30 protein-coding genes, 1 riboswitch and 1 other annotated feature are annotated in these 24,332 nt (G+C 31.5%); of the genes, 29 read left to right on the plus strand and 1 reads right to left on the minus strand.

What is annotated here, in order from left to right:
- Positions 1-33: 33 nt before the first annotated feature.
- The 29 genes from trxB to disA all read left to right on the plus strand — a co-directional run bounded on the left by trxB (position 34) and on the right by disA (position 23,661).
- Positions 34-975: a thioredoxin-disulfide reductase gene (trxB, locus tag OCU47_RS20465; protein ID WP_261830405.1), complete on the plus strand. Its 942-nt coding sequence runs from the start codon at positions 34-36 to the stop codon at positions 973-975.
- 2 nt (positions 976-977) lie between these two features.
- Positions 978-1,220, plus strand: a complete 243-nt coding sequence (locus OCU47_RS20470) for a glutaredoxin domain-containing protein (RefSeq protein ID WP_261830406.1) — start codon at positions 978-980, stop codon at positions 1,218-1,220.
- A gap of 60 nt (positions 1,221-1,280) precedes the next feature.
- Complete coding sequence (locus OCU47_RS20475) at positions 1,281-2,681, plus strand: NADP-dependent glyceraldehyde-3-phosphate dehydrogenase (RefSeq protein ID WP_376778065.1); 1,401 nt, start codon at positions 1,281-1,283, stop codon at positions 2,679-2,681.
- A gap of 29 nt (positions 2,682-2,710) precedes the next feature.
- The gene (locus OCU47_RS20480; protein WP_261830408.1) at positions 2,711-2,938 is read left to right on the plus strand and encodes a glutaredoxin family protein; all 228 of its coding nucleotides are present in this window, start codon (positions 2,711-2,713) and stop codon (positions 2,936-2,938) included.
- 147 nt (positions 2,939-3,085) lie between these two features.
- Positions 3,086-3,349, plus strand: a binding site (T-box leader).
- Between the two features lie 101 nt (positions 3,350-3,450).
- The gene (gene aspS, locus OCU47_RS20485; protein ID WP_261830409.1) at positions 3,451-4,743 is read left to right on the plus strand and encodes an aspartate--tRNA(Asn) ligase; all 1,293 of its coding nucleotides are present in this window, start codon (positions 3,451-3,453) and stop codon (positions 4,741-4,743) included.
- 35 nt (positions 4,744-4,778) lie between these two features.
- Positions 4,779-5,072: an Asp-tRNA(Asn)/Glu-tRNA(Gln) amidotransferase subunit GatC gene (gene gatC / locus OCU47_RS20490; RefSeq protein ID WP_261830410.1), complete on the plus strand. Its 294-nt coding sequence runs from the start codon at positions 4,779-4,781 to the stop codon at positions 5,070-5,072.
- A gap of 11 nt (positions 5,073-5,083) precedes the next feature.
- Positions 5,084-6,574, plus strand: a complete 1,491-nt coding sequence (gene gatA, locus OCU47_RS20495; RefSeq protein WP_261830411.1) for an Asp-tRNA(Asn)/Glu-tRNA(Gln) amidotransferase subunit GatA — start codon at positions 5,084-5,086, stop codon at positions 6,572-6,574.
- A 17-nt stretch (positions 6,575-6,591) separates the two neighbouring features.
- Entirely contained in the window at positions 6,592-8,025 is a 1,434-nt protein-coding gene (gatB, locus tag OCU47_RS20500; RefSeq protein ID WP_261830412.1) for an Asp-tRNA(Asn)/Glu-tRNA(Gln) amidotransferase subunit GatB, read from the plus strand.
- Between the two features lie 178 nt (positions 8,026-8,203).
- Entirely contained in the window at positions 8,204-8,989 is a 786-nt protein-coding gene (locus OCU47_RS20505; protein WP_261830413.1) for a helix-turn-helix domain-containing protein, read from the plus strand.
- Positions 8,990-9,006: 17 nt separating this feature from the next.
- Positions 9,007-9,558 (plus strand): NUDIX hydrolase, encoded by a 552-nt coding sequence (locus tag OCU47_RS20510; RefSeq protein ID WP_261830414.1) that lies wholly within the window; start codon positions 9,007-9,009, stop codon positions 9,556-9,558.
- Positions 9,548-10,030, plus strand: a complete 483-nt coding sequence (locus OCU47_RS20515) for an HIT family protein (RefSeq protein ID WP_261830415.1) — start codon at positions 9,548-9,550, stop codon at positions 10,028-10,030. The genes OCU47_RS20510 and OCU47_RS20515 overlap by 11 nt, the downstream gene beginning before the upstream one ends.
- Positions 10,031-10,115: 85 nt before the next feature.
- Positions 10,116-10,226, plus strand: a riboswitch (TPP riboswitch).
- A gap of 134 nt (positions 10,227-10,360) precedes the next feature.
- Positions 10,361-10,555: a sulfur carrier protein ThiS gene (gene thiS / locus OCU47_RS20520; protein ID WP_261830416.1), complete on the plus strand. Its 195-nt coding sequence runs from the start codon at positions 10,361-10,363 to the stop codon at positions 10,553-10,555.
- Between the two features lies 1 nt (position 10,556).
- Positions 10,557-11,363 (plus strand): sulfur carrier protein ThiS adenylyltransferase ThiF, encoded by an 807-nt coding sequence (gene thiF / locus OCU47_RS20525; RefSeq protein WP_261830417.1) that lies wholly within the window; start codon positions 10,557-10,559, stop codon positions 11,361-11,363.
- A gap of 12 nt (positions 11,364-11,375) precedes the next feature.
- Positions 11,376-12,149, plus strand: a complete 774-nt coding sequence (locus tag OCU47_RS20530; RefSeq protein WP_261830418.1) for a thiazole synthase — start codon at positions 11,376-11,378, stop codon at positions 12,147-12,149.
- 11 nt (positions 12,150-12,160) lie between these two features.
- On the plus strand, positions 12,161-13,300 hold the full coding sequence (gene thiH, locus OCU47_RS20535; protein WP_261830419.1) for a 2-iminoacetate synthase ThiH: 1,140 nt from the start codon (positions 12,161-12,163) through the stop codon (positions 13,298-13,300).
- 2 nt (positions 13,301-13,302) lie between these two features.
- Entirely contained in the window at positions 13,303-13,881 is a 579-nt protein-coding gene (locus OCU47_RS20540; protein ID WP_261830420.1) for a thiamine phosphate synthase, read from the plus strand.
- Between the two features lie 270 nt (positions 13,882-14,151).
- Entirely contained in the window at positions 14,152-14,595 is a 444-nt protein-coding gene (locus tag OCU47_RS20545; RefSeq protein WP_261830421.1) for a SufBD protein, read from the plus strand.
- Between the two features lie 78 nt (positions 14,596-14,673).
- Complete coding sequence (locus OCU47_RS20550; protein ID WP_261830422.1) at positions 14,674-14,901, plus strand: hypothetical protein; 228 nt, start codon at positions 14,674-14,676, stop codon at positions 14,899-14,901.
- A 338-nt stretch (positions 14,902-15,239) separates the two neighbouring features.
- Positions 15,240-15,710 (plus strand): GNAT family N-acetyltransferase, encoded by a 471-nt coding sequence (locus OCU47_RS20555; RefSeq protein ID WP_261830423.1) that lies wholly within the window; start codon positions 15,240-15,242, stop codon positions 15,708-15,710.
- Between the two features lie 93 nt (positions 15,711-15,803).
- Positions 15,804-16,577, plus strand: a complete 774-nt coding sequence (locus OCU47_RS20560; protein ID WP_261830424.1) for a nucleotidyltransferase domain-containing protein — start codon at positions 15,804-15,806, stop codon at positions 16,575-16,577.
- Positions 16,578-16,642: 65 nt separating this feature from the next.
- A complete protein-coding gene (locus OCU47_RS20565; RefSeq protein WP_261830425.1) occupies positions 16,643-17,014 on the plus strand; it encodes a hypothetical protein in 372 nt (123 codons plus the stop codon).
- Positions 17,015-17,171: 157 nt separating this feature from the next.
- Positions 17,172-17,405, plus strand: coding sequence for a hypothetical protein (locus OCU47_RS20570; RefSeq protein WP_261830426.1), 234 nt, complete (start codon positions 17,172-17,174; stop codon positions 17,403-17,405).
- 13 nt (positions 17,406-17,418) lie between these two features.
- Positions 17,419-17,676 (plus strand): hypothetical protein, encoded by a 258-nt coding sequence (locus OCU47_RS20575; RefSeq protein WP_261830427.1) that lies wholly within the window; start codon positions 17,419-17,421, stop codon positions 17,674-17,676.
- A 78-nt stretch (positions 17,677-17,754) separates the two neighbouring features.
- Positions 17,755-18,324: a 2-phosphoglycerate kinase gene (locus OCU47_RS20580; protein ID WP_261830428.1), complete on the plus strand. Its 570-nt coding sequence runs from the start codon at positions 17,755-17,757 to the stop codon at positions 18,322-18,324.
- A 50-nt stretch (positions 18,325-18,374) separates the two neighbouring features.
- A complete protein-coding gene (locus OCU47_RS20585; protein WP_261830429.1) occupies positions 18,375-19,163 on the plus strand; it encodes a class I SAM-dependent methyltransferase in 789 nt (262 codons plus the stop codon).
- A 35-nt stretch (positions 19,164-19,198) separates the two neighbouring features.
- Positions 19,199-19,768 carry a histidine phosphatase family protein gene (locus tag OCU47_RS20590; protein WP_261830430.1) on the plus strand — a complete coding sequence of 190 codons (570 nt, stop codon included), beginning with the start codon at positions 19,199-19,201 and terminating at the stop codon, positions 19,766-19,768.
- A gap of 543 nt (positions 19,769-20,311) precedes the next feature.
- Positions 20,312-21,034, plus strand: a complete 723-nt coding sequence (locus OCU47_RS20595; protein WP_261830431.1) for a GntR family transcriptional regulator — start codon at positions 20,312-20,314, stop codon at positions 21,032-21,034.
- 215 nt (positions 21,035-21,249) lie between these two features.
- Entirely contained in the window at positions 21,250-22,575 is a 1,326-nt protein-coding gene (gene radA, locus OCU47_RS20600) for a DNA repair protein RadA (RefSeq protein WP_376778066.1), read from the plus strand.
- A 21-nt stretch (positions 22,576-22,596) separates the two neighbouring features.
- The gene (gene disA, locus OCU47_RS20605) at positions 22,597-23,661 is read left to right on the plus strand and encodes a DNA integrity scanning diadenylate cyclase DisA (protein WP_261830433.1); all 1,065 of its coding nucleotides are present in this window, start codon (positions 22,597-22,599) and stop codon (positions 23,659-23,661) included.
- 153 nt (positions 23,662-23,814) lie between these two features.
- Here disA and OCU47_RS20610 read toward each other — a convergent pair whose 3' ends face one another.
- Entirely contained in the window at positions 23,815-24,213 is a 399-nt protein-coding gene (locus tag OCU47_RS20610) for a nucleoside triphosphate pyrophosphohydrolase family protein (RefSeq protein ID WP_261830434.1), read from the minus strand.
- Between the last annotated feature and the right edge of the window lie 119 nt (positions 24,214-24,332).

Genomic DNA, 24,332 nt, shown 5'->3' on the forward strand with positions numbered 1-24,332 from the left:
GATACCCCTTGGGGGTACTAAAGAGGTGATACAATGAGTAAAGACATAAAGGATATAGATTTAATTATTATAGGAGCAGGACCAGCTGGAATTACAGCATCCATATATGCATCTAGAGCTAAACTTAATAGCTTACTTTTAGAAGAAGCAATAATTGGTGGTCAAGTAAGAAATAGCTACTCTATAGAAAATTACCCTGGATTCAAAAAGACATCAGGAATTGAATTGTCAGATTTAATGTATGAGCAGGCACTTTCTTTAGGCGCCAATATAGATGAATTTGATATGATAGAAAAAGTTCAGTTAACTGATAATGAGAAAATAATAGAGACTAATAGCTATATATATAAGACAAAAGCAGTAATAATAGCAACTGGAGCAGAGCCTAAAAAATTGCCGATTCCAAATGAACAAAAGTACTCAGGTAAGGGTGTTCATTATTGTGCAGTTTGTGATGGAGCGATGTATGAAGGCAAGATTGTCGGAGTAGTTGGAGGAGGAAATTCTGCATTAGAAGAAGCTGTATTTTTATCAAGATTTGCCAAAAAAGTATTGATTATAAGAAGACATGATTATTTTAATGGAGAAAAGAAGTTATTGGATGAGGTAGAAGCAAATCCAAAGATTGAAATAATGTATAATTGGGATTTAGTTGATGTTAATGGTGATAACTTTATGACTTCAGCTAAGATAAAAAATACAAAAACTGAAGAAGAAAAAGAAATAGAATTGGATGCAGTTTTTGGGTATATAGGAACAGAACCTAAAACAAGTCTTTTTAAGGATTATATAGAATTATCAAAATCAGGGTATATTATAACTGATGAGGATATGAGAACTAACGTTAAAGGTGTATATGCAGCAGGAGACGTTAGAAATAAAAAGTATAGACAGATAACTACTGCAGTATCAGATGGAACTATAGCTGCACTTGATGCAGAGAAGTATATAGTAGATGTGGTGAAAGGAGAATAATTATGGATGAAGGAAGAGTAAAGATTTATTCTACTTCATGGTGTCCATCATGTATAAAGGCTAAAAAATATTTTGACATGCAAGGTGTAAAGTACAAAGAAATTAATGTAGCTGACAGACATGAGGATAGAAATGGAGTTATGGAAGTATCAGGACAAAGATCTGTACCAGTAATATGTATAGATGAAAATGTAATAGTAGGATTTGATAAAGCCTTGATAGATAAAGCTTTGGAGGTGAGATAAGTGTTTAAGGAAATATATAAAGATGACACTACTCTAAAAACTCTATTAGATGGAAAGTGGATAGAAAGTAGTACAGGAAATCTTATAGAGATAGTATCACCTTTGGATAATAAAGTAGTTGGAAAAGTTCAAGCCATGAGCAAGGAAGAGGTAGATGATTCTATAAAAAATGCTAGAAAAGCTCAAAAGCTATGGAGAAATGTTCCTTTGAATAAAAGGGCTAGAATTTTATATAGAGCTGCGGATTTGATAGAGGAAAGAGTAGATGATTTCGTAGAAATTATGCTTAGAGAAGTTGGTAAAGATAGGAAGAGTTCTGAATCAGAAGCTCTAAGAACAGCTGATTATATAAGATTTACAGCTGATGCAGCGAAAGCAATGGAAGGAGAGAGCATTCCATCAGATACCTTCCCTGGGTTTAAAAGAAATAAGGTTTCTATTGTAACGAGAGAACCACTAGGTGTGGTTTTGGCAATTTCACCTTTCAACTATCCGGTGAATTTATCTGCATCTAAAATAGCACCAGCTCTAATAGCAGGAAATTCTGTTATTTTAAAACCTGCTACTCAAGGAAGTATTTCTGCCTTATATTTAGCAAGAATATTTCAAGAAGCAGGTTTGCCAGCAGGAGTTTTAAATACTGTAACTGGCAGAGGCAGTGAGATTGGTGATTATTGTGTTACACATAAACTTATTGATTTTATTAATTTTACAGGAAGTACTGAGATAGGTAAAAGAATTTCAAGCATTTCATCAATGAAGCCTTTGTTGATGGAACTTGGAGGCAAGGATGCGGCCATAGTTTTACCTAGCGCTGATTTAAATGTAGCAGCAAAAAATATAGTTTCAGGTGCATATTCATATTCAGGTCAGCGTTGTACAGCTGTTAAGAGAATTCTTGTAGAAGATTCTATAGCAGATACACTTATTGAAAAAATAAAAGCAGGAATTGAAAAGCTTAAGGTTGGAAATCCCCTTGATGGAGATGTGGATGTAGTTCCTCTTATAGATAGTAAATCTGCTGATTTCGTTGAAGAATTAATGAAAGAGGCAGAAGAAAAAGGAGCCACAAAAGTAATAGGTGGCAGTAGAGAAGGAAACTTAATTTATCCGACTTTATATGATAATGTTAGTCTTGATATGAGGCTAGCTTGGGAGGAACCTTTTGGTCCAGTACTACCTGTAATAAGAGTTAAGGATAAGGATGAAGCTATTGAAATAGCAAATAAATCAGAATATGGGCTTCAAGCATCTGTATTTACACAAAATATAAATGATGCATTTTATATAGCAGATAAGTTAGAGGTTGGAACTGTTCAAGTAAATAATAAACCTGAGAGAGGACCAGATCATTTTCCATTCTTAGGAGTAAAGTCATCAGGCATAGGAACTCAAGGTATAAAATATTCAATTGAAGCTATGTCTAGACCAAAAGCAATTGTGTTAAACATTATTGAATAATAAATATTTATAAATTAGGAGTGATTATAATGGTTAAAGTTTATTCAACAAATTCATGTCCATGGTGTGTAAAAGCAAAAAATTATTTATCTTCAAAAGGAGTAGATTTTGAAGATCTAAATGTTCAAGAAAACATGGAAGCTAGAGAAGAAATGGTATCTAAGTCAAAACAAATGGGAGTACCAGTACTAGACATAGATGGTACTATCATTGTTGGTTTTGATAAGCCAGAAATTGATAAAGCCTTAAATCTTTAATATATAAAACAAAGGGTAGAAATTGCTTGCAATTTCTACCTTCTTTATTTTAACCAATAATTATTAATTTAAAATTACAAAAAAATATTGCAATGTGTAAATTAAAGTGATATTATATTGACAAAGTAGTGAGAAAAAACAGAATATTTTAGAACTATGATAGGAAGAGTAAGCAAAGTAGAAGTTTTAGAGAGTAAGGGATGGTGAAATCCTTGCATGGAAGCTTTGTGGAAGAACAGCCTTGAGGATTCAACCGAAATTTATATGAAACTTCATTTAAAGAGTAGACTTGGACGGAAGTATCCACCGTTAAAAGGATAGAGTAATTAAGATGTTACTTGTCAGAGATGATTCTATATATTGTTTTATTTAGAATCAATTAGGGTGGTACCGCGATATGTCGTCCCTATACCATATTTTTATATGGTATAGGGACTTTTTATTTTTCAAATAATATCTTAGAAGAAAAAATTAAGCAATAAGTAATAAATATAACTGGGAGGAATTAATTAATGGAAAGATTATACGTAAAGCAAGTTAAAGAAGTAAAAGATGATGAAAAAGTATTAGTAAAAGGATGGGTATATAAAATATATGAGCTTGGTCATGTAAACTTTGTAAGACTTAGAGATAAGACTGGCATACTACAGTTAGTGCTTACAAAAGAAATGTGTGCAGGATTAAGATTAGAAATGTGTATTGAAGCATCTGGGGTTAAAGTATCAAATGAAAAGGCTATTGATGGAGTTGAAATTCAAGTAAGTGAACTTAGCATAATAGGTAAGAGTTATTATGATGAACTTCCTTTTGAAATCAACAAAGGAAAAATAACTGCAAGTTTAGAGACTCAATTAGATCATAGAGTTATAAGTCTTAGACAACCAAAGATAATGGCTACTTTTAAGATTCAAGAAGAAATTCAAACAGCATTTAGAGCTTACTTAAAAGAAAGAAACTTTACTGAAGTTCATACACCAAAGATAATAGCATCTGGTACTGAAGGTGGAAGTGAAATGTTCACTGTAAATTACTTTGACCATAGAGCATTCCTTGCACAAAGTCCTCAATTCTACAAACAAATGATGGTTGGAGTAGGTTTTGAGAGAGTATTTGAAATAGGTCATGCGTACAGAGCAGAGCTTCATAATACTTGGAGACATTTAAACGAGTATGTAAGTATGGATATAGAGATGGGGTTCATAAAGGATGAATATGAAATTATGGATTTAGAAGAAGGTTTTATGAATTTCCTTTTCAAACATCTAAATGAAACTTGTGCAGATGTGCTTAAGATGTTTGACATAAAGTTACCTGAAGCAATTAAGATTCCAAGAATAAAGCTTACAGAAGCGCAAGATATAATTCTTGAAGAGTATGGTAAGAGATCACCAGTAGGAAATTTAGATGCAGAAGGTGAAAAGTTGTTCTCTCAATATGTAAAAGAAAAATATGATAGTGACTTCGTCTTTTTGACAAAGTACACAAGATCAAAAAGACCAATGTATACTATGCCAGATGATGAAGATGACACAGTTACAAAGAGCTTTGACTTAATATATAAAGGACTTGAAATAACTACAGGTGGACAAAGAATTCATGATTATGAAATGTTAGTTGAGAACATTAAGAAGTTTGGTATGAAGCCAGAAGATTTTGATTTCTATACAGAAAACTTTAAATATGGAATGCCACCACATGGAGGTCTTGCAATAGGATTAGAAAGACTTACAATGAAGATTTTAGATTTACAGAATATTAGAGAAGCATCTTTATTGCCAAGAGATATGAAGAGAATAACACCTTAAGATAGTAAGAGTGTAAGGAAGAGGAGTGAAGAGATATGGCAAAAACAGAAGTGACTATTGAAGAAGTTCAATATGTGGCTAAACTTGCAAAATTGAAGTTTACAGAAGAAGATTTAAAAAAGATGACAGAGCAATTTCAAGATATACTTGGACATTTTGAAGATTTAGATAAGCTAGATTTATCAGATATTGATTTAACAAAGATGGAAGATACAAATAAAGACTTTAGAAAAGATATCCCACAAGTTTTTGAGGATAAGAAAAAGTTAATGCAAAATGTAAAAACCTTAAGAGATGGTGCAATAGAGGTACCTAAGATATTAGATTAGGAGGCGAAAAAATGGATTTTTATCACATGAAAGTTAAAGATATAAGAGATGGTATTAGAGATGGCAAATTTACTTCAGAAGAAGTAGTTAAAGCATATTTTGAAAAGATTAAAGAAAAAAATTCAGAAATAGAAGCTTATTTAACATTATGCCAAGAAGAGGCTATAAAGGCAGCAAAGGACACAGATGAAAAAATTAAAAGGGGAGAAAAGGTAGGAATACTTCAAGGAGTTCCTATAGCCATAAAGGATAACATTTGTACGGATGGAGTAAGAACTACTTGTGCTTCAAAAATGTTAGAAGATTTTGTGCCTCCTTATGATGCAACCGTAGTTAAAAAGCTTAAAGAAGAGGGCGCAATTATTCTTGGAAAAGTGAACATGGATGAGTTTGCCATGGGATCTTCTACAGAAAATTCAGCCTTTAAGAAAACTAAAAATCCTTGGGATGTTGCTAGAGTACCTGGTGGGTCTTCTGGTGGATCAGCTGCAGTAGTTTCAGCAGAAATGGCTCCTATATCTTTAGGTTCAGACACAGGTGGATCGATAAGACAGCCAGCAGGTTTCTGTGGAGTTGTTGGACTTAAGCCAACCTATGGACTTGTATCAAGATTTGGCCTTATAGCTTTTGCATCATCTCTAGATCAAATAGGACCTATAGGAAAGAATGTAGAAGATTGTGCATTATTACTTCAAGCAATAGCAGGTACTGATCCTATGGACAATACCAGCAAAAGAGATCTTAAGGAAGAAGATTACTTAGAAGGTCTTGAGGATGGAGTCAAAGGAATGAGGATAGCAGTTCCTAAAGAATTCTTCGAAGAGGGCTTAAATGAAGAAATAGCAGAAAGCGTTAAAGAAGCTATAGAGAAGTTCAAGAAGTTAGGAGCTATAGTAGAAGAAATTTCTCTTCCTATAACTAAAGAAGGACTTTCAGCTTACTACATTATTTCTTCAGCAGAAGCTAGTTCAAATCTTTCTAGATATGATGGAATTAGATATGGATATAGAACTAAGGAATTTGAAGATGTATATGAGCTTATGGAAAAGAGCAGAAGTGAAGCCTTTGGAGATGAAGTAAAGAGAAGAATTATGATTGGAACTTACAGTCTTTCATCAGGTTATTATGATGCTTACTATAATAGAGCAATGAAGTTAAAGAAGAAGATAAAAAATCAATTTAGAGAAGTATTTGAAAAGTATGATTTAATTGTAGGACCAGTATCACCAGTTCTTCCATTTAAGATGGGAGAGAAGAAGAGCAATCCTCTAGAAATGTATTTAGCAGATATTTATACAGTTAATATAAACTTAGCTGGAATCCCTGCCATATCAATACCTTGTGGAGTAGGTAAAGAAAGCAAGCTTCCAATAGGATTGCAGATAATGGGACCACACTTTGGTGAAAAGAAAATATTAAAAGGAGCTAAGGCTCTTGAAAAAGAATTAGATTTAGACTTAGTAAAATTAAGAGAAGAATCATATTCATATTCTAAGAGATAGGGAAGGAGTAAGAAATTATGGCATACGAAACTATAATTGGGCTTGAAATACATGCTGAGCTCAAAACAAAAACAAAAATATTCTGTAACTGCTCAACAGCGTTTGGTTCAAAACCAAATGAAAATACTTGTCCTGTCTGTTTAGGATTACCAGGTACTCTTCCAGTATTAAATGAAGAAGTAGTAAATTTAGCAGTAAAAGCAGGTAAGGCATTAAATTGTAAAATAAATCAATTAAACAAATTGGACAGAAAGAATTACTTCTATCCAGACCTTCCAAAGGCATATCAGATATCTCAATTTGATTTACCTATATGTTCAGGTGGAAGTGTAGAAATAGAAACTAAAGATGGCATTAAAACTGTAAGATTAAACAGAATTCATATAGAAGAGGATGCAGGTAAGTTAGTGCATTTAGAGTATGAACCATATTCACTAATTGACTATAACCGTGTTGGGGTACCTCTAGTTGAAATAGTTACTGAACCAGATATGAGTTCACCAGAAGAAGCTGTAGCCTTCCTTAAGAACTTAAAGAACATATTAGAATATGCTGAGATATCAGACTGTCGTATGGAGGAAGGTTCCTTAAGATGTGATGCTAATATTTCTTTAAGAGAGGTTGGAAAGAAAGAATTAAACTGTAAGGTTGAAATAAAAAACATTAACTCCTTTAAGGAAGTACAAAAGGCTCTTGAAAAAGAAGAGAAGAGACAAAGAGAGCTGTATGAGTATGGGGAAAGTTACAAGATAAAACAAGAAACAAGACGTTGGGATTCAGCAAAAGGAAGAACTATAGTTATGAGAACTAAGGAAGATGCTGATGATTATAGATACTTCCCAGATCCAGATTTGCTTCCTGTTGTAATTGAAGATTTCATTTTAGAAAATGCAGAGAAAACAATGCCAGAGTTACCAAAGGCAAGAAAGCAAAGATTTGCAACAACCTATGATCTTACTGAAAAAGAGATTGATATTTTAACAGGAGATAAATATTTAGCAGATTACTATGAAGGCTTAGTTGAAAAAGGCTGTGAAAGTAAAATAGCTGCAAACTGGATACTTGGAGATTTATTCAGACTTATGAAGGATCATGAAGGAGACTTTGATGATATTCCAGTTAAGCAAGATCATATAGTAGAAATTGCTGATATGGTAAGCAAGGGAACTTTAAGTAGCACTGCAGCTAAAGAAGTGTTTGAGGAAGTATTCAACACAGGAAAAGAACCAAAGGTTATTGTTGAGGAGAAGGGACTTACTCAAATCAATAATGAAGATGAAATAGAAAAAGCAGTTATAGAAGCTATGGAAAAACATCCACAGTCAGTAGAGGACTATAAGAGTGGAAAACTTCAAGCTATAGGCTTCCTTGTAGGTCAAGTTATGAAGGCAACTAAAGGAAAAGCAAATCCACCTATGGTTAAGCAAATGCTTGAAGACAAATTAAAATAGTATGAGATTTTAAGACAGAGATATTGTATTTGATATCTCTGTTTTTTGTAATTATGTATTAATTCAAATTAAGCTTTAGTGTAGAAGGTATCTTTAAATTTAACTCAAGAATTACTTTATAGTTTGTTTTAAATTATTATGCTAGAATACAGGTATAATTTAAAAGGAGGAATAAATAATGTTGGATATGATAAAAATAGGCAAAATAATTTCTGATCAAAGAAGAAGATTAAATCTAACTCAAATGGAGGTGGCAGATAAATTAGGAGTTACTTTTCAAGCAGTAAGTAGTTGGGAGAGAGGACAAACTATGCCTGATATTACTAAGCTTGATGAGCTATCAAAAATTTTAAATATATCAATAGATGAGCTTCTAAATAATAAAAATGGGACCAATATAATTCAAAGGATTATTAAAAATGAAGAAGATATTAATGTAGAATCAGTAGATGAGTTTATAGAAATTGCGCCAATTATTAAACCAGAAAGTTCTGAAATTTTAGCAAAACAAATGGTAGAGAAAAAGGATATAAGTTTAAAGGAGCTGGCATCACTTGCACCGTACTTAAGTGAAGAAACTTTGAGTGAATTTGCGAAGAATATATCAACAAATAATTTAAATGAATTAGCATCAATTGCACCATATTTAGCAGAAGATTACTTAGTTGAATTAATAGAAAAATCAGTAACTGAAACAAATTCTTTTGATAAGATAATGAGTTTAATACCATATATTGATTCAGAAAAGCTTGATAAAATTGTTCTTAAAGTACGAGAAAATAACTCAGCAGTTGATGTAATAATTCCAGTAGCTCCTTTTATGGAAGAAGAAACATTAACGAAAATAGTTGTTGGGGAAATAGAAAAAGGAAACTTTGGTGATGTTGTAGCCTTAATTCCATATGTAGAGAGTGACGATTTAAATAGACTTATTAAAGAAAGATTTTCTTTTAAAGGGATGTAGAGAGAAGGAGAAAAAATATGTTTCCTAAAAGACTAGATAGAACTATAATTTATGAAAATCCTTGGGTAAATTTATATGTTGATAAGGTTTTGTTTCCAGATGGAAGGTTAATAGAAAAACATCATTTCCTTCATTATGATAAGCAGTCTGTAGGTGCAGTGATAGAAAATGATAGGGGTGAAATCCTTCTTATTCATTCCTATAGGTATGTTACCAATTCAGTGGGATGGGAAATACCAGCTGGAGGGATAGAAGAAGGAGAGACACCAGAAGAAGCAGCTAAAAGAGAAGCTTTGGAGGAAACAGGATATACAGTAACTGAGCCGAAGCTTATATGTAGTTTTAATCCTTCCAATGGTATGTCTGATGCAGTTTTTAATATAGTAAAATGTAAAGCAATAAGTAGTATTGAAACTTTTGATAAAAATGAAGTAAAAGAAATCAAATGGATGCCTGTTAGTACAATAAAAGAAATGATAGGTAAAAATGAAATAAAGTGTGGACCTTCAATGCTCGGAATCTTGCTTGTGCTATCAGGAATTGAAGGGGAGAATAGAAGTGATAATTAAGGATTTTTTAAATAATGAAATTGAGTGTGAATGTATAGGGTGCGCTATAGGAAATGGACAGGCTACTCCACCTAGAGGAATAATAACTGAAACAAAAAATTTTGTACTTCATCAAGATCCAGAAGTGCCTATAAAAGGATTTCTAATCATTGCTTCTAAAAAACATATAAAATCTATAGCTCAACTTACATTAGAAGAATCTTCAGAGCTATTTAGGTTAGTATATAGAGCAAGATTGGCGATGGAGAAGGTAGCACAAATAAAAGAAGTGACTATAATTCAAGAAGAACGTTCAGGACATTTTCATTTATGGTTATTACCTAGACATGATTGGATGCAAGATAGATTCAGCAATTCTTTAAGTAGCATTAGAGATATGATGGGGTACTGCAAAGAAAATTATAAAACTAAGGAAAATATAGATGAGATATTATTGACTATAGATAATATAAAGAAGTATTTTAAAGAATAATTCCTAAAATGAATAGCAGATGAATGCAAAATTATTCTTTACAAATAAAAATTGTAAACTTATAATAAAAATGAAAACCAAATAAATCGAAGGCTAGGGGTGCCAATGTAAGTTGGCTGAGAGAAGTTGTACAATACTTTAACTCTTTAAACCTGATGTGGTTAATACCACCGTAGGGAAGCACTGAATCATAATCGTTTATAATTAGTGGATTTAATTAATATATAATGATGTGAATTTTAAGAACTTGCCGTGGGTAAGTTCTTTTTTTTGTTGAATATTTGCCCCTAGTAAAGATTTTAATTTTGTAGGAAAGGAGATGAAAATATTATGATAGTGAATGGAAAACAAATAGAATGTAAGGAAAATGAAAGTATTATGGATCTAGCCAAAGAACTTAATTTAAATGTGGATAGAATAGTGGTTGAAATTGATGGTGTTATCATCCACAAGGAAGATTTTCAAACACATAAGTTAGAAGAAAGCAATATTGTTGAAGTGGTAAGCTTTGTTGGGGGCGGCTAAAGTGAATATATTAGTAAATGAGAAAAATAAAACAGAAGAGAAAGGTATTACAGCATTTGGAGTGAGAGATAAGTACAAGAGTGATGCAGATATAGTTATAGTAAACGGGTTTCCTATAAAACAAGATTACGTTCTTAAGGAAGGAGACAAGGTTGCTTTAATAAAAAGAGGAGAAATTCCTGCAAAAGAAGATTTAGAAGCTTTGATGATGAGTAGGCATACTCCTAAGGTGCATGAAAAGCTTAAACAAGCAAGAGTGGCTATTGCAGGCTTAGGGGGATTAGGTTCTACAGCAGCATTAGCTCTTGGGAGAATTGGAGTAGGGTACATTAAGATAATAGATTTTGATGTAGTTGAACCTAGTAATTTGAACAGGCAACAATATTTTATTAAGCATATAGGAATGAAAAAATGTGAAGCTTTAAAAGGACTGCTTGAAGAAATAAATCCCTTTATAGAGGTTGAAGCTATAGATGTTATGGTAAAGCCTGATAATATAGAGGAATTATTTTCAGATGTAGATATTGTTATTGAAGCCTTTGATGGTGCAGAAAATAAAGCCATGATAGTAAGAGAAGTTTTACTGCAAACAGTAAAGCCTAAGATAATATCAGCTTCAGGTATGGCTGGATATTATTCAAATAATATTATAAAAACAAAGAAAGTAAATTCTAGATTATATATGTGTGGAGATTTTGAAAATGCAGCACAGGTAAATCAAGGATTAATGGCACCTAGAGTTGGAATTGCAGCCTGCCATGAGGCAAATACAGCACTAAGATTAATATTAGAAGAATTTGAAGTTTAGGGGGAAGTTTAAATGATAGAAAATGATATATTCATATTAGGTGGAAAAGAGTTTAAAAGTAGGTTATTAGTTGGTACAGGGAAATATGGTAGCAATGCAGATTTGCCTAAGGTTATTGAGAATGCTCAAACAGAGATGGTCACCATGGCAGTAAGAAGAGTTGATCTTGATAATAAAGAAGAGGATGTGCTTGGATATATTCCAAAGGATATTACTTTACTTCCAAATACATCAGGAGCTAGGAATGCTGAAGAGGCTATAAGAATTGCAAGGATGGCAAAGGCAATGGGATGTGGAAACTGGGTTAAAATTGAGGTGATATCAGATGCAAAATACCTTATTCCAGACAATCTTGAAACATTAAAAGCAACTGAAGCCTTAGTAAAAGAAGGATTTATTGTACTTCCATATATGAGTCCTGATTTAATGATGGGTAAAAAAATGGTAGATGTAGGGGCAGCAGCAGTTATGCCTCTTGGATCACCAATAGGAAGTAACAGAGGAATTAGAACTAAAGAGTTGATTGAAATAATGATTGATGGCATCAACGCTCCAATTATTGTGGATGCAGGGATAGGAGCCCCTTCAGATGCAGCACTTGCAATGGAAATGGGAGCATCAGCTGTACTTGTAAACACAGCCATAGCTTCTTCAAAAAATCCAATTGAAATGGCAAAAGCTTTTAGAATGGCTGTTGATAGTGGAAGAATTGCATATCTTGCAGGTCTTGGAGCTCAACAAAACACAGCAGTAGCTTCATCACCATTAACAGGATTTTTAGGTTAGAGGGTGAGAAAATGTTTGGACATACTTATTTAGAAGATAGTGCTTATGAGTATTTAAAGAAGTACGATACTTTTAACTTTGAGGAATTTTGGAACAATGTAACCAAAGAAGATGTACTTAGAGTTATAAACAAAAGGAAGCATACAGATGAGGATTTTTTAATTCTAATTTCTGAAAAAGCAGAGGAATGTTTAGAGGAAATGGCACAAAAGGCACATGCACTTACCATGCAGCATTTTGGTAAGGCTGTAATGTTATATACTCCAATGTATATAGCAAACTACTGCATAAACAGATGTGCTTATTGTGGTTACAATCATGATAATATAATTGCAAGAAAGCAATTAACCATGGAAGAAATTGCAGAGGAAGCCAAGGCAATCAGTTCTGAAGGTTTTAAACAAATATTATTTTTAACAGGAGAATCTCCAAAGGATACACCAGTTAGTTATATTGTGGAAGCAACAAAGACTTTGAAGAAATACTTTCCTTCAATTGCTATAGAAATATATCCAATGGATGAAGAGGATTATAGGAAAGTTGTTAAAGAAGGAGTAGATTCTCTAAGTGTATACCAAGAGGTTTATGATGAAGAGATATATAATAAGGTACATTTGGGAGGCCCAAAGAAAGACTTTAGATATAGACTTGAAACTCCTGAAAGAGCCATAAAAGCTGGAGTAAGAACTGTAAACATTGGTGCATTGCTTGGACTTAACAATTGGAGAATAGAAATGTTTAAGGAGATAATGCATGGTTATTATTTAAGAAAAAACTTTCCAGCAGCAGATGTGGGATTCTCCTTCTCAAGAATAAGGCCTTGCGTTGGTGGATTTGATCATATTCAAGAAGTTACCGATAAGAATATAGTACAGGCTATTGTAGCGGCTAGAATCATGTTTCCTAATAGTGTTCTCAACATTTCTACAAGAGAAGCAGAAGGCTTCAGAGACAGATTAATTCCTCTTGGAATAAATAAGATTTCAGCTGGAGTTTCTACAGCAGTTGGAGGACATACTAAGGACAAGGAGAATACAGGAGAAAGCCAATTTGATACAAACGATAAAAGAACCACAGTTCAAATGAAGGAAATGATAAAGGGCTTGGGATATCAACCAATATTTAAAGATTGGGAAAGTTTTGTAGACTAATTATGATGGTATTTGGCATAACTAACAGAAAGCTTTGTGAAGATTTTTATAATCAGATAAATAAAATCTCAACATCAAAATTAGATTATTTAATTTTAAGAGAAAAAGATTTGTCCGAAGAAGAGTTATTGCAGTTAGCATTAGAAGTGAAGAACAGACTGAAATTAACTAACATAAAGTTAATAATCAACTCCAATATAGATGTAGCTAAAGCAATAAAAGCAGATGGAATTCAGCTTTCTTATAATAAATTTTTAGAACTCAAGCATAGACCTTTTAAGAAAGTTGGAGTTTCCATACATAGCTATAAGGAAGCAATTGAAGCATATAAATTGGGTGCAGATTATGTTATTTATGGACATGTTTTTGAAACTGAGTGTAAGAAAGGTCTAAAACCTAGAGGATTTATAGAACTTTCAAAAATAGCTAAAGATATTGATATTCCTGTTATTGGCCTAGGGGGGATAAATCACTGTAACTACAAAGAAGTGCTTGAAGCTGGGGCAGAAGGCATAGCAGTAATGTCTAGTCTCATGAATGCACAATATGTAAGTGAGTTTGTTGAGAAGTTTTTAATTTAATAAGTTAATCTTTTTTAGAGAGTGGCATAGTTTTTTCAGACTGTGCCACTTTTTGATTATATAAAGTAAATAGAAACTTAACTTACAATAAGGGTGAATTCTGGAGAGGGAAAGTTGATATCAGTATCAGTGTGTACATTATATTGGCGATAATGTTATAATTAGGATAAACATGAGCGTAATACGCTAAATAATTATGAAATTAAAATTATTGGATACAAAATATAACTTTTTAGTAAGCAGGAATTTTGATGAGAGAGAGATGAAACTATGGAGAATGTCACAGAATTGATTGAAAGGTTATACTCTAAAGATGAGAAATCTGCATATGCAGCATTACAGTTGTTACAAGCTGAAAGTGAAAAGTCAAATGATGTCTATAAATTTTTTGATAGGTTTGTTGAATTGATTGAAGATAGCAACTCATATAGAAGAAACAGAGGACTTATATTAATATCTGCTAATGCGAAATGGGATACAGAATACAAAATTGATGAAATTATTGATGAATATTTAAAACACATTCTAGATGAGAAGCCTATTACATCAAGGCAATGTATTAAGGCATTACCTAATATTGCAAGATACAAACCAGAGTTAGTGGAGTGTATTATAGGAGCATTGAGAACAGCAGATACAGGAATTTATAAGGATAGTATGCAACCTTTAGTATATAAAGATATCATGTCTGCGTTAAAGCAAATTAACCAATAAATTTCAATTTATTGGTGAGTTAATAAGGAATATCCTTAAAAGATAAATTATATTCAAAAAATTAACGGAGGTTAATATATGGAGTCATATATAGTTTTAATTTTAATAATATTAACTAGTGCTACTGTAGTTATATCTATCATGTATTTATCTAAAAATTTTTACTTCATTTGTCCAAAATGTAATCAGAGATTAAAAATACCAGCAAAAAAATTATTAATTACTGCACATGTTTTTGATGAATATAATTTAAGATGTCCATTTTGTGGGGAAAAGAATTATATGAAGCAAATTAAGGAGAAATGATTTTATATTTATATTTTTAATTTAAAATCATTAGAAAAAATGTTGAATGCAGTCTGTTGCACAATTATCAAGTGAAACTTGATTCAGGTGGGGTTTGATCCCCATCTGAATCTTAGTTGAACTTACATCCTCAAGGGGTACCTCGTCCAGGAGCGTGCAGCCGTTATCTCCAACTTAAGCAGAAAACCTAAATCTATGATTTAGTGTGAATCGCTTACTCTTCTGACTTTAGGAAGAGGAGTTTCATATAAAGTTGGAGTGTTACGGATGCTAGCTATCGGATAAATTATTGTGTACAAGATCAAGGAACATTTTGTGGTAAAAGGGAGCTAAGAAGCATGAATATTGAATTTAGAAAGTCAGAAATAAGTGATGCAGAGGAAATTATACTTGTAAAGGCAAATGCATTTAAAGAGGAAGTAAAAATGTATGGTCATGGCCCTAACGAAAAGGATTCAGTAGAGAAAGAAAGAGCATTTATTAGAAATATAGATGGTAATAATTTTAGTTACATTTTATTAGATGATGGCAAAATAATAGGAGGCATAGGAGGTGTTGATAAAGGAAATGGAAATTTCTATTTAGGATGTATCTATGTTGCATTAGAGTATCAGAGTAAAGGTGTCGGCAGTATGATAATGAAATTTTTGGATGATAAATTTCCTAATGCTATAACATGGACATTAGAAACTCCATATTTAAGTTATAGAAATCATCATTTTTATGAAAAACATGGATTTGTTAAAGTTGGACAAACTAAGCCAAGGGATGACGGTTTTTTTCTATTTTTATATGAAAGAACAAGATAGTAATACGGTTTAATGGGACATAATACGATAATCAACTTACTGTAGTTGGAATCATAGTGTTATGATTAATCAAAATAAAAATGAGGGTTAAAAATGGAACAGTCAATTGAAATAATGAAAAATCGTATAGTACAGATTTTATTGGATAATAATCCTTCAATCTATCTTTATGGGTCAATTGTACTTGAAGATTTTAAGCTTGGATGGAGTGATATTGATATATTGTGTCTAACAGAAACAAAAATTTCTGATGCACAAGCAAAACAATTACTTAATTTAAGACAAGAACTTTTGAATGAATATAGAAATAATTTATATTTTCGCTCATTTGAGGGGGGCTTTTTAACACATGAGGCATTTATTAATTATATTCCTGATACAGTTATATATTGGGGGACAAGTGGCCAAAGGATAACAGATAGACACTATTTTGACCCTTTTTCAATGATAGAACTAATTGAGAATGGAGATTTATTATATGGCAATGAAATAAGAGATAGATTTACCTATCCAACAAAAGAAAAAATTATAGAAGCCGTTTCAAGCTATTACGAAACAATAAGAAAATTTGCAGTTACAACAGACAGAAGCTTATATTCAGCAGGTTGGTATTTGGATATTGCAAGGTGTATTTACACCCTTAGGACAGGTAAAATTATATCTAAAACAAAAGCAGGGAGATGGGCTTTAGATAATAATTTAGTTCCAGATACTGATATAATGGAAGATATTGTAAAAATCAGGAAGGAGCCTAATAGATATAAAAATGATAGTGAAGTAATGAAGTGGTTGGAGACTCTTGGAAACAGTGTTCAAAGATTTGCTGATGTTTTAGAGCAAGAAATTTCATTAGCAAAACTTAAGTAGTTTTTAATTTGTGATAAAGAAATCATATAAAACTGTTTATATAATCAGATGAGGAGATAAATAAAATGGATAAAGATTGTTTAGAAAAATACGGACAAATATTAATGTCAGATGTTAGAGACAGAACGATACGTTCTATGGATATGATTTTGAGTGGAAGAATGAAAGGGATAACAGCAAAGAGCATATTAGAGAATATATCAGGATTTAATGCAGAACAAGTAGAAGCATTAAAATACTTAATATCTAAAACTGTAGATTTAAGCTTGCACAATATGCTTTGTATGATTGAAGATAATGATGAAATTAATGTAGAAATAAGCACTGGTAATTTAGCTTGCAATATAAAAGATATAAGTGATGGATTAGCAGGAGAATTGTATACGGAAGATGGATGGATAATGAAATATAGTAAACAAAGATATGATGAGCTATAGAAATTATTTTATTGTATATTAGGAATGAGAAAAGAATATTTTGCAAAAGAGGTTCAAATGACTAGAAAAATGTAACATTCTGTGATTGCATTTTATCTACCTTTAAATATAGTGTAAATCCAATTGAAGTAATTATTGATAGAATGGGGGAAATAAGATGATAAAATTAGGAAACATGCTTATTATTTTAGCACTTATAATGGCACTACTTTTAGGTATCATTGCTATAATACGAGGCTATAAGGGGATGAAGATGAGCAAAAATTTTGCTACATCTGATAAAAAGATAAAAATTGCTTATTGGCTGCTTTCAGGTATACAGATGTGGGCAGGAATTTTAATAACTGTCTGCTATTTGATTGCAGGAGTATTGGTTTTGAATAAATTATAAGGAGGGTGATTTTATGGGCTTTTTGATTTTTTTACCACTTTTTACTGCTTTGATTGGTGTTATTATTGCTGTTATTTGCTTTATAGGGACATGTCTAGTGGTTATCGGTTGCACAGGCATAGCAATGAATAAAATATATTTAAAACAGATGAAAGAAAAAGATAGTTCGTCAAGTTCTTTATTTAATATAAGTTCAATAATTTTAGGAATTATGTTCATGTTATTTCCTTTAGGATATGCATTAGCTAAGATTATTTCTTCATTGAAATAAAAATCAGTATATAAATACTCATTACACAAATATAAGTGATTGTAATACAAAGGTATTTTATAGATGGAGGGATATAGGATGGTTATTTTAATTGGTGGAGTTAGTTGTACAGGGAAAACAGTTATGGCTCAGAAACTACTAGAAAAATACAAGATTCCATATTTGTCTATAGACCATATAAAAATGGGATTGATTCGTGGAAGTAAATATTGTGATTTTTCAGCAACTGACGGTGATGATGAGCTTACGTACAAGTTATGGCCAATAGTAAAAGGTATAATAATGACTAATATTGAGAATGGACAACATATAATTATTGAAGGGTGTTATCTACCTCCTGAATTTATTAGTGATTTTGAACCTAACTATTTAAAACATATAATTGCCCTATATATAGGATTTTCAAAGGAGTATATTGAGAAGAATTTTGATTTTGGTATTATTGAGCATAGAAGTGAGATAGAGCAAAAGGGCTATGATGATTATATGAATAAAAACAATTTTATTAAACTTCATTCGCAAGTAAAAGAACTCTGTAAGAAGAATAATACTAAATTTTTTGAAATTAATGATGATTATGTATCAGAAATGAATGAAGTATACAAATGGATTGATGAACAAGTAGAGGTAAACAAGCAATTAGAATAAGAAGCATGTCACATTATTTTTAGCAAAGTGAAAAAGGAGGTGGATAATATATGGAGGAACTTAAATACTTAACTGATTATTATAGTAATTATGATGAAGAGGGACGACTTACATCAAAATATGGACAGGTAGAATATCTTACGACAATGAAGTATATAGAAAAGTTCTTAAAAAAAGGAGCACGAGTACTAGAGGTAGGTGCAGGAACGGGCAGATATTCACTTGATATTGCAGAAAAAGGATTTCAAGTTGATGCAGTTGAACTTATACAACATAATATTGATATTCTCAAGAGCAAAATTACTGAAAGTTTCAATATAGATATCAGGCAAGGTAACGCCATAGATTTATCATGTTATGAGGATGAAACCTTTGATATAACATTAGTGCTGGGCCCTTTATACCATTTGTTTAATGAAAAAGATAAAAAGCAGGCAATCAGTGAAGCAACTAGAGTTACAAAAAAAGGTGGGATTGTATTTGTTTCATATTGTATGAATGATGCAACAATTTTAAATTGGGGCTTTCAGAAAGGTAATATTCTTGAAGGTATTCAAAATGGTATTGTTGACAATAAGACATTTAAGTGTTTATCAAATCCGTCATTGCTATTTGAAATGTATAGGAAAGAGGATATAGATAAATTAATGGCAGAATATGATGTGGAGCGTCTTCATTTTGTTGCAACTGATTTATTCACAAATCATATGAGAGATACAATTTGTGGAATGGATGAAAAAATGTTTGAAGCATACTTACAATATCATTTTTCTGTATGTGAACGGGAAGATTTGGTTGGAATAACTCATCATAGTTTAGATGTTTTTAGAAAGAACTAAACTATTTTATTATGTAATAATGGGAGGACATTATTATGCAAACAGAAATATATTTTATCAGACATGCTGAATCAAACTATAATAATCATGATGATTTGGAACGTGAATTAACCTCAAAAGGCTTAACTGATCGAGAACTTGTTACAAATTATCTTTCTGATAAAAACATAGAAATAGTTTTGTCCAGTCCATATAAAAGAGCTATAGATACTGTTAAGCATTTTGCAGATAAGCATAACATGGATATAGAAAAAATAGAGGATTTTAGAGAACGTAAAATTGATAGTTGTTGGGTGGAAGACTTTAAAGAATTTTCAAAGTCCCAGTGGAATGATTTTAAATATAAGCTTAGTGATGGGGAATGTCTAGAGGAAGTTCAAAGCAGAAATATAGCTGCTTTACAAAAGGTACTAAAAACACATAGTGGTAAAAAGATTATAGTTGGCAGTCATGGTACAGCACTTAGTACTATAATAAATTATTATGATAAATCTTTTGGGTATGAAGATTTTGCTTCTATAAAGAATTTAATGCCATGGGTTGTAAAGTTTATTTTTGAAGGTAACACCTGTATTAAAATTGAAAAAATAAATTTATTCTTATAGAAATAACAGGATTAAGTGAAAGTGAAGTACTGAAGAAATAAATTAGTAACTATTTAAATAGTTATCTATAAAAATGTAAACATATATTTATATAAAAATATATAAATATTTATAGCAAAAATCAAGGCTGAGAGGGATTTTGATTATAAGTATATAAAACTACACACAGTAAATTTTGTGTGTAGTTTATTTTTTGCAATCTATAAATTAGTTTTCTTTTCAACAGGAATCTATATTTCACAGAAGCATTCAGCAGTAAAGTCATCTGAGTATAATTCGAAATCAGTATCATCAAGCATAGCATACTCTGAACTTGGAAGAAACTCTGAAAAAATTCTTTTTCAAGTTTCAGCTATACAAGTACCATCGTAATATAATAAGGAATATTAAAAAATAAATAAGTTCATAGATATAGATAAGAGAGTGTTACAGTTTTAAAATATAGTACAAACTATAAATTAATTCAATAAATAATCAAACTAAATCAACACAGAATCAAAGGAAATGATATAATATAATTACACTAATTTAGGGGGTACACCTATGATAGATAAGAGTAGTCCTATACCAGTTTATTATCAGCTGAAAGAAGATATAAAAAATAAAATAAATAGAGGAGTATGGAAGGTTGGAGAGTGCATAGATAGTGAGCGAGAACTTTCTGATCAATACTCTGTAAGTAGGATGACAATAAGGCAGGCACTAGGAGAATTAGTTCAAGAAGGAATTTTAGTTAGAGAGAAAGGCAAAGGAACCTTTGTTTGTGAGCCTAAAGTAAAACAAAAGAATATAATGAGTTTCTCTGAAATAGTAAGTAAGTCAGGAAGAATTTTAGAAACACGTGTAAGAGAGTTTATGATAATAGATACACCAGAAGAATTTGAAGAGATTTTTAAGTTTGAGCAGTTATATAAGATAGATAGACTCAGAATTGTGGATGGAGACATAGTTGCTAATGAGATTGTGTATATTCCTTGTGATTATTGCGGATACATAGATGAGGAAAAACTACAGGGTTCATTTTTTAGTATGTTAAAAGATTTTGGATATGAGGTAGGCAATGCAGATTCAGATATACGTGCTGTAATAATGAATGAAGAGTATAAGCAATTATTTGAAATTGATAAAGAAATTCCTTTATTAAAGATACATTCTAACTTTTTTACTGAAGATGGAAAGTTTCTATTTGTAGAAGAATCAGTTTATAGGTCAGATAAGTATGTATTAGAGGTTAATATGTCAACAAGAATTGGAAAGTTAAGATAAGATATATTAAAAGATAAGTAAGTCTATATGCTTAATACAAGGTTATTTCCCGCATATAGTGTTCATAATAATAAGATATTATGTATGAGGAAAAAAGAGAAATATAATAAATTTTTAATAATAAGAATATAAATAGATTAATAGGAGGAAGTTTGGTGGCTAAAGTTAAAACCGTATATGTTTGTAGTAAATGTGGATATGAAACTCCAAAGTGGATGGGAAAATGTCCAGATTGTGCAGCTTGGAATACCTTTGAAGAAACTATAGTTGACAATAGAAGTTCAAGTAGCAGCCTTAAAGTAAGTTCAACTCCTAGGAAACCTGTTCAAAAATTATCAGAAGTTACATCAAGTAAAAGTGATAGAATTATTACAGGAATTAATGAATTTGACAGAGTTATGGGAGGTGGAATTGTAAAAGATTCTATTACCATAATTACAGCAAGGCCAGGAGCGGGAAAATCAACCTTGTTACTTCAAGTAGCAGATAGCATAGCACAAAAAGGGAAAAAAGTAGTGTATGCATCTGGGGAGGAAAGTGACAGTCAAATTAAAAATAGAGCGGATAGAATTCTCGATGAAATTCACGATAATATATGGGTAGTACAAGAAACAAGTATGGACAATGTTATTGATGTAGTAAAAGATATAGATCCTGATTTATTAATAATAGATAGTATTCAGACTTTTACTATGGAAGCTTCACTGCCAGCAAGAGCAGGATCTCCAACTCAGACTATGGAGTGTGCAAATGAACTTTTAAGAATAGCTAAAGACAGCAAAAGACCAAGAGCTGTAATAATTGTAGGACAGATGACTAAGTCTGATGAATTAGCAGGTCTTAGAGCGTTGGAGCATTTGGTTGATACTGTTTTGATTATAGAAGCTGATAGTGATGAGCAGCTAAGAGGTTTATTAAGTTCTAAGAATAGATTTGGAAGTACAGGGGAAATGGGATTCTTTCAGATGAGTGAAAAAGGAATGGTGTCTATAGATAACCCTTCAGAATTTTTTATGACAAAAAGAGAAGGGGGAGAAATAGTATCTGGAAGTACATTGACTGTAATAAAAGAAGGTTCCAGAGCTATAATTACAGAAATTGAAAGTTTAGTTTCAAAGACCTTTACTCCTTATCCAACAAGAATAGGAGAAACTTTAGGTAAGGACAAATTAAATACCTTAATATCTATTCTTGAGCAAAGAGGCAGTATAAATCTCTATGATAAAAATGTAATAATTAAGACTACAGGTGGAATGAGAATAAGAGAGCAGGCAATAAATTTAGCAGTAATCATGAGTATTGTTTCTTCTGTAAAACAAAAAGGCATAGATTCTAATATAGCTTTTATTGCAGATGTTGGATTAACAGGAGAATTAAAAAAGGTGCCTTCCTTAGAAAGCAGGGTAAAAGAATTAGCGAGAATGGGCTTTAAGAAAGTATATGTGCCTAAAGATTCCTTTGCTAAAGGAACAAAATTCTCAGGAATAGAAGTTGTTGCCCTAAAGACATTGAATGAAGTAATATATAATGTATATAAATAATAAGATGAATCGGGTGAAAATATGAGAAGAGATAAGGATAAAGAGATAAAAGACATCTTAAAGATTATGAGTCCAGGAACTCAATTAAGAGAAGGACTTGAGAATATATTAAGAGCAAAAACTGGTGGATTGATTGTACTTGGAGATAATGAAAAGGTAATGAAACTTGCAGATGGTGGATTTAAAATAAATGCGGAATATTCGCCAGCGTACATATATGAATTGGCTAAAATGGATGGTGCGATTGTTCTGAGTTCAGATTTGAAAAAGATACTGTTAGCTAATACTCAATTATTAACTAATCCAACAACTACTACAGTTGAAACAGGAACTAGACATAGGACGGCTCAAAGAGTTGCTAAGCAAACAGGCAATGTAACTATAGCTATATCACAAAGAAGAAATATAATTACAGTGTATAAAGGTGACATAAAATATGTTTTAAGAGATACAAGTGAAATTATATCTAGAGCAAATCAAGCAGTACAAACTTTAGAAAAGTATGTTGCTGTGCTAGATAGAGTTATAAACAACCTTAATCTATTAGAGTTTAAAGATTTGTCAACTTTATTTGATGCGGTAACAGCTATACAAAGAACTGAAATGGTGATGAGAATAGTGGAAGAAATTGAAACTTACATTGTTGAATTAGGCAATGAGGGTAGATTGATTTCAATGCAACTAAATGAGCTAGTGAAGAATATAGAACAAGATGGTATATTGATGATTAGAGATTATTGTAAACCTAATTTAGATTATGTTGAAATATATGAAGGAATCCAAAAATTGAACTCGGAAGAGTTACTATCTTTAGAATCCATAGCAAAAGAGCTAGGTTATTCTTCTGTGTCATTGATAGATACGTTCATTTCCTCTAAGGGGTATAGAATCCTTAACAAGATTCCAAGAATTCCAGCAAGTGTTATAGATAATTTGGTAAAACAGTTTAAAGATTTGAAGAGTATATTGGAGGCAAACCTAGAAGAACTAGATAGCGTAGAAGGTATAGGTGAAGCTAGAGCTAAGGCTATAAGAAATGGAGTAAGAAGAATAAAGGAACAGGTTAATTTAAATAAACAGTTTTGATAAAAAATAAGGATATTTGCGTAGATAATTGGAAACATAGTTTTAAGTAATGTAAATAAAACTATGTTTAATTATAAAGCAAATATCCTTAATAAGTTTATAGAAAATCTGAATAGATTAATTAATTACTGGAATAATAGAGTAAGGATACGTTTACCTAAAAGTATACTTACCTAATGTATTGATCTTATCATATTCCTTAATTAAAACATCATAAAGATTTACATCTAATAGATTACACAGAGAAGTAAGATAGAATAAGCTATTTCCAATTTCCTTTTCAACAACTTCTCGACAATTATCACACAATTGTCCATCTAAATGATCATTTAAGGTATCAGTTAAATTTTCAATGGATAAGTCAATATCATAAGTTGGTTGTTTTTCAGCATTTATCCCTATACAACCACAATTAGTCACAGCTTTTGTAATTGCGCGATTTACTCTAGCTGTTGACTCTGAGTACTTTGACATTATATCAAGTATACTTCTGTGTCTAAATAATGAATCATCAACTGAATTTTGAAAGTCGTCAAATATAATATCCTTCATCAGTATCACTCCCTTACATAATAACTATGACTGTCTATTTAATTATAAGTATTTTCTTACAATTTTGTCAATCATTTAATGGACTTTTGGATTCATATCGTAGTTATATATTAAAAGAA

The sequence above is a fragment of the Clostridium sp. TW13 genome (assembly GCF_024345225.1).
Taxonomy (GTDB): Bacteria; Bacillota; Clostridia; order Clostridiales; family Clostridiaceae; genus Inconstantimicrobium; species Inconstantimicrobium mannanitabidum.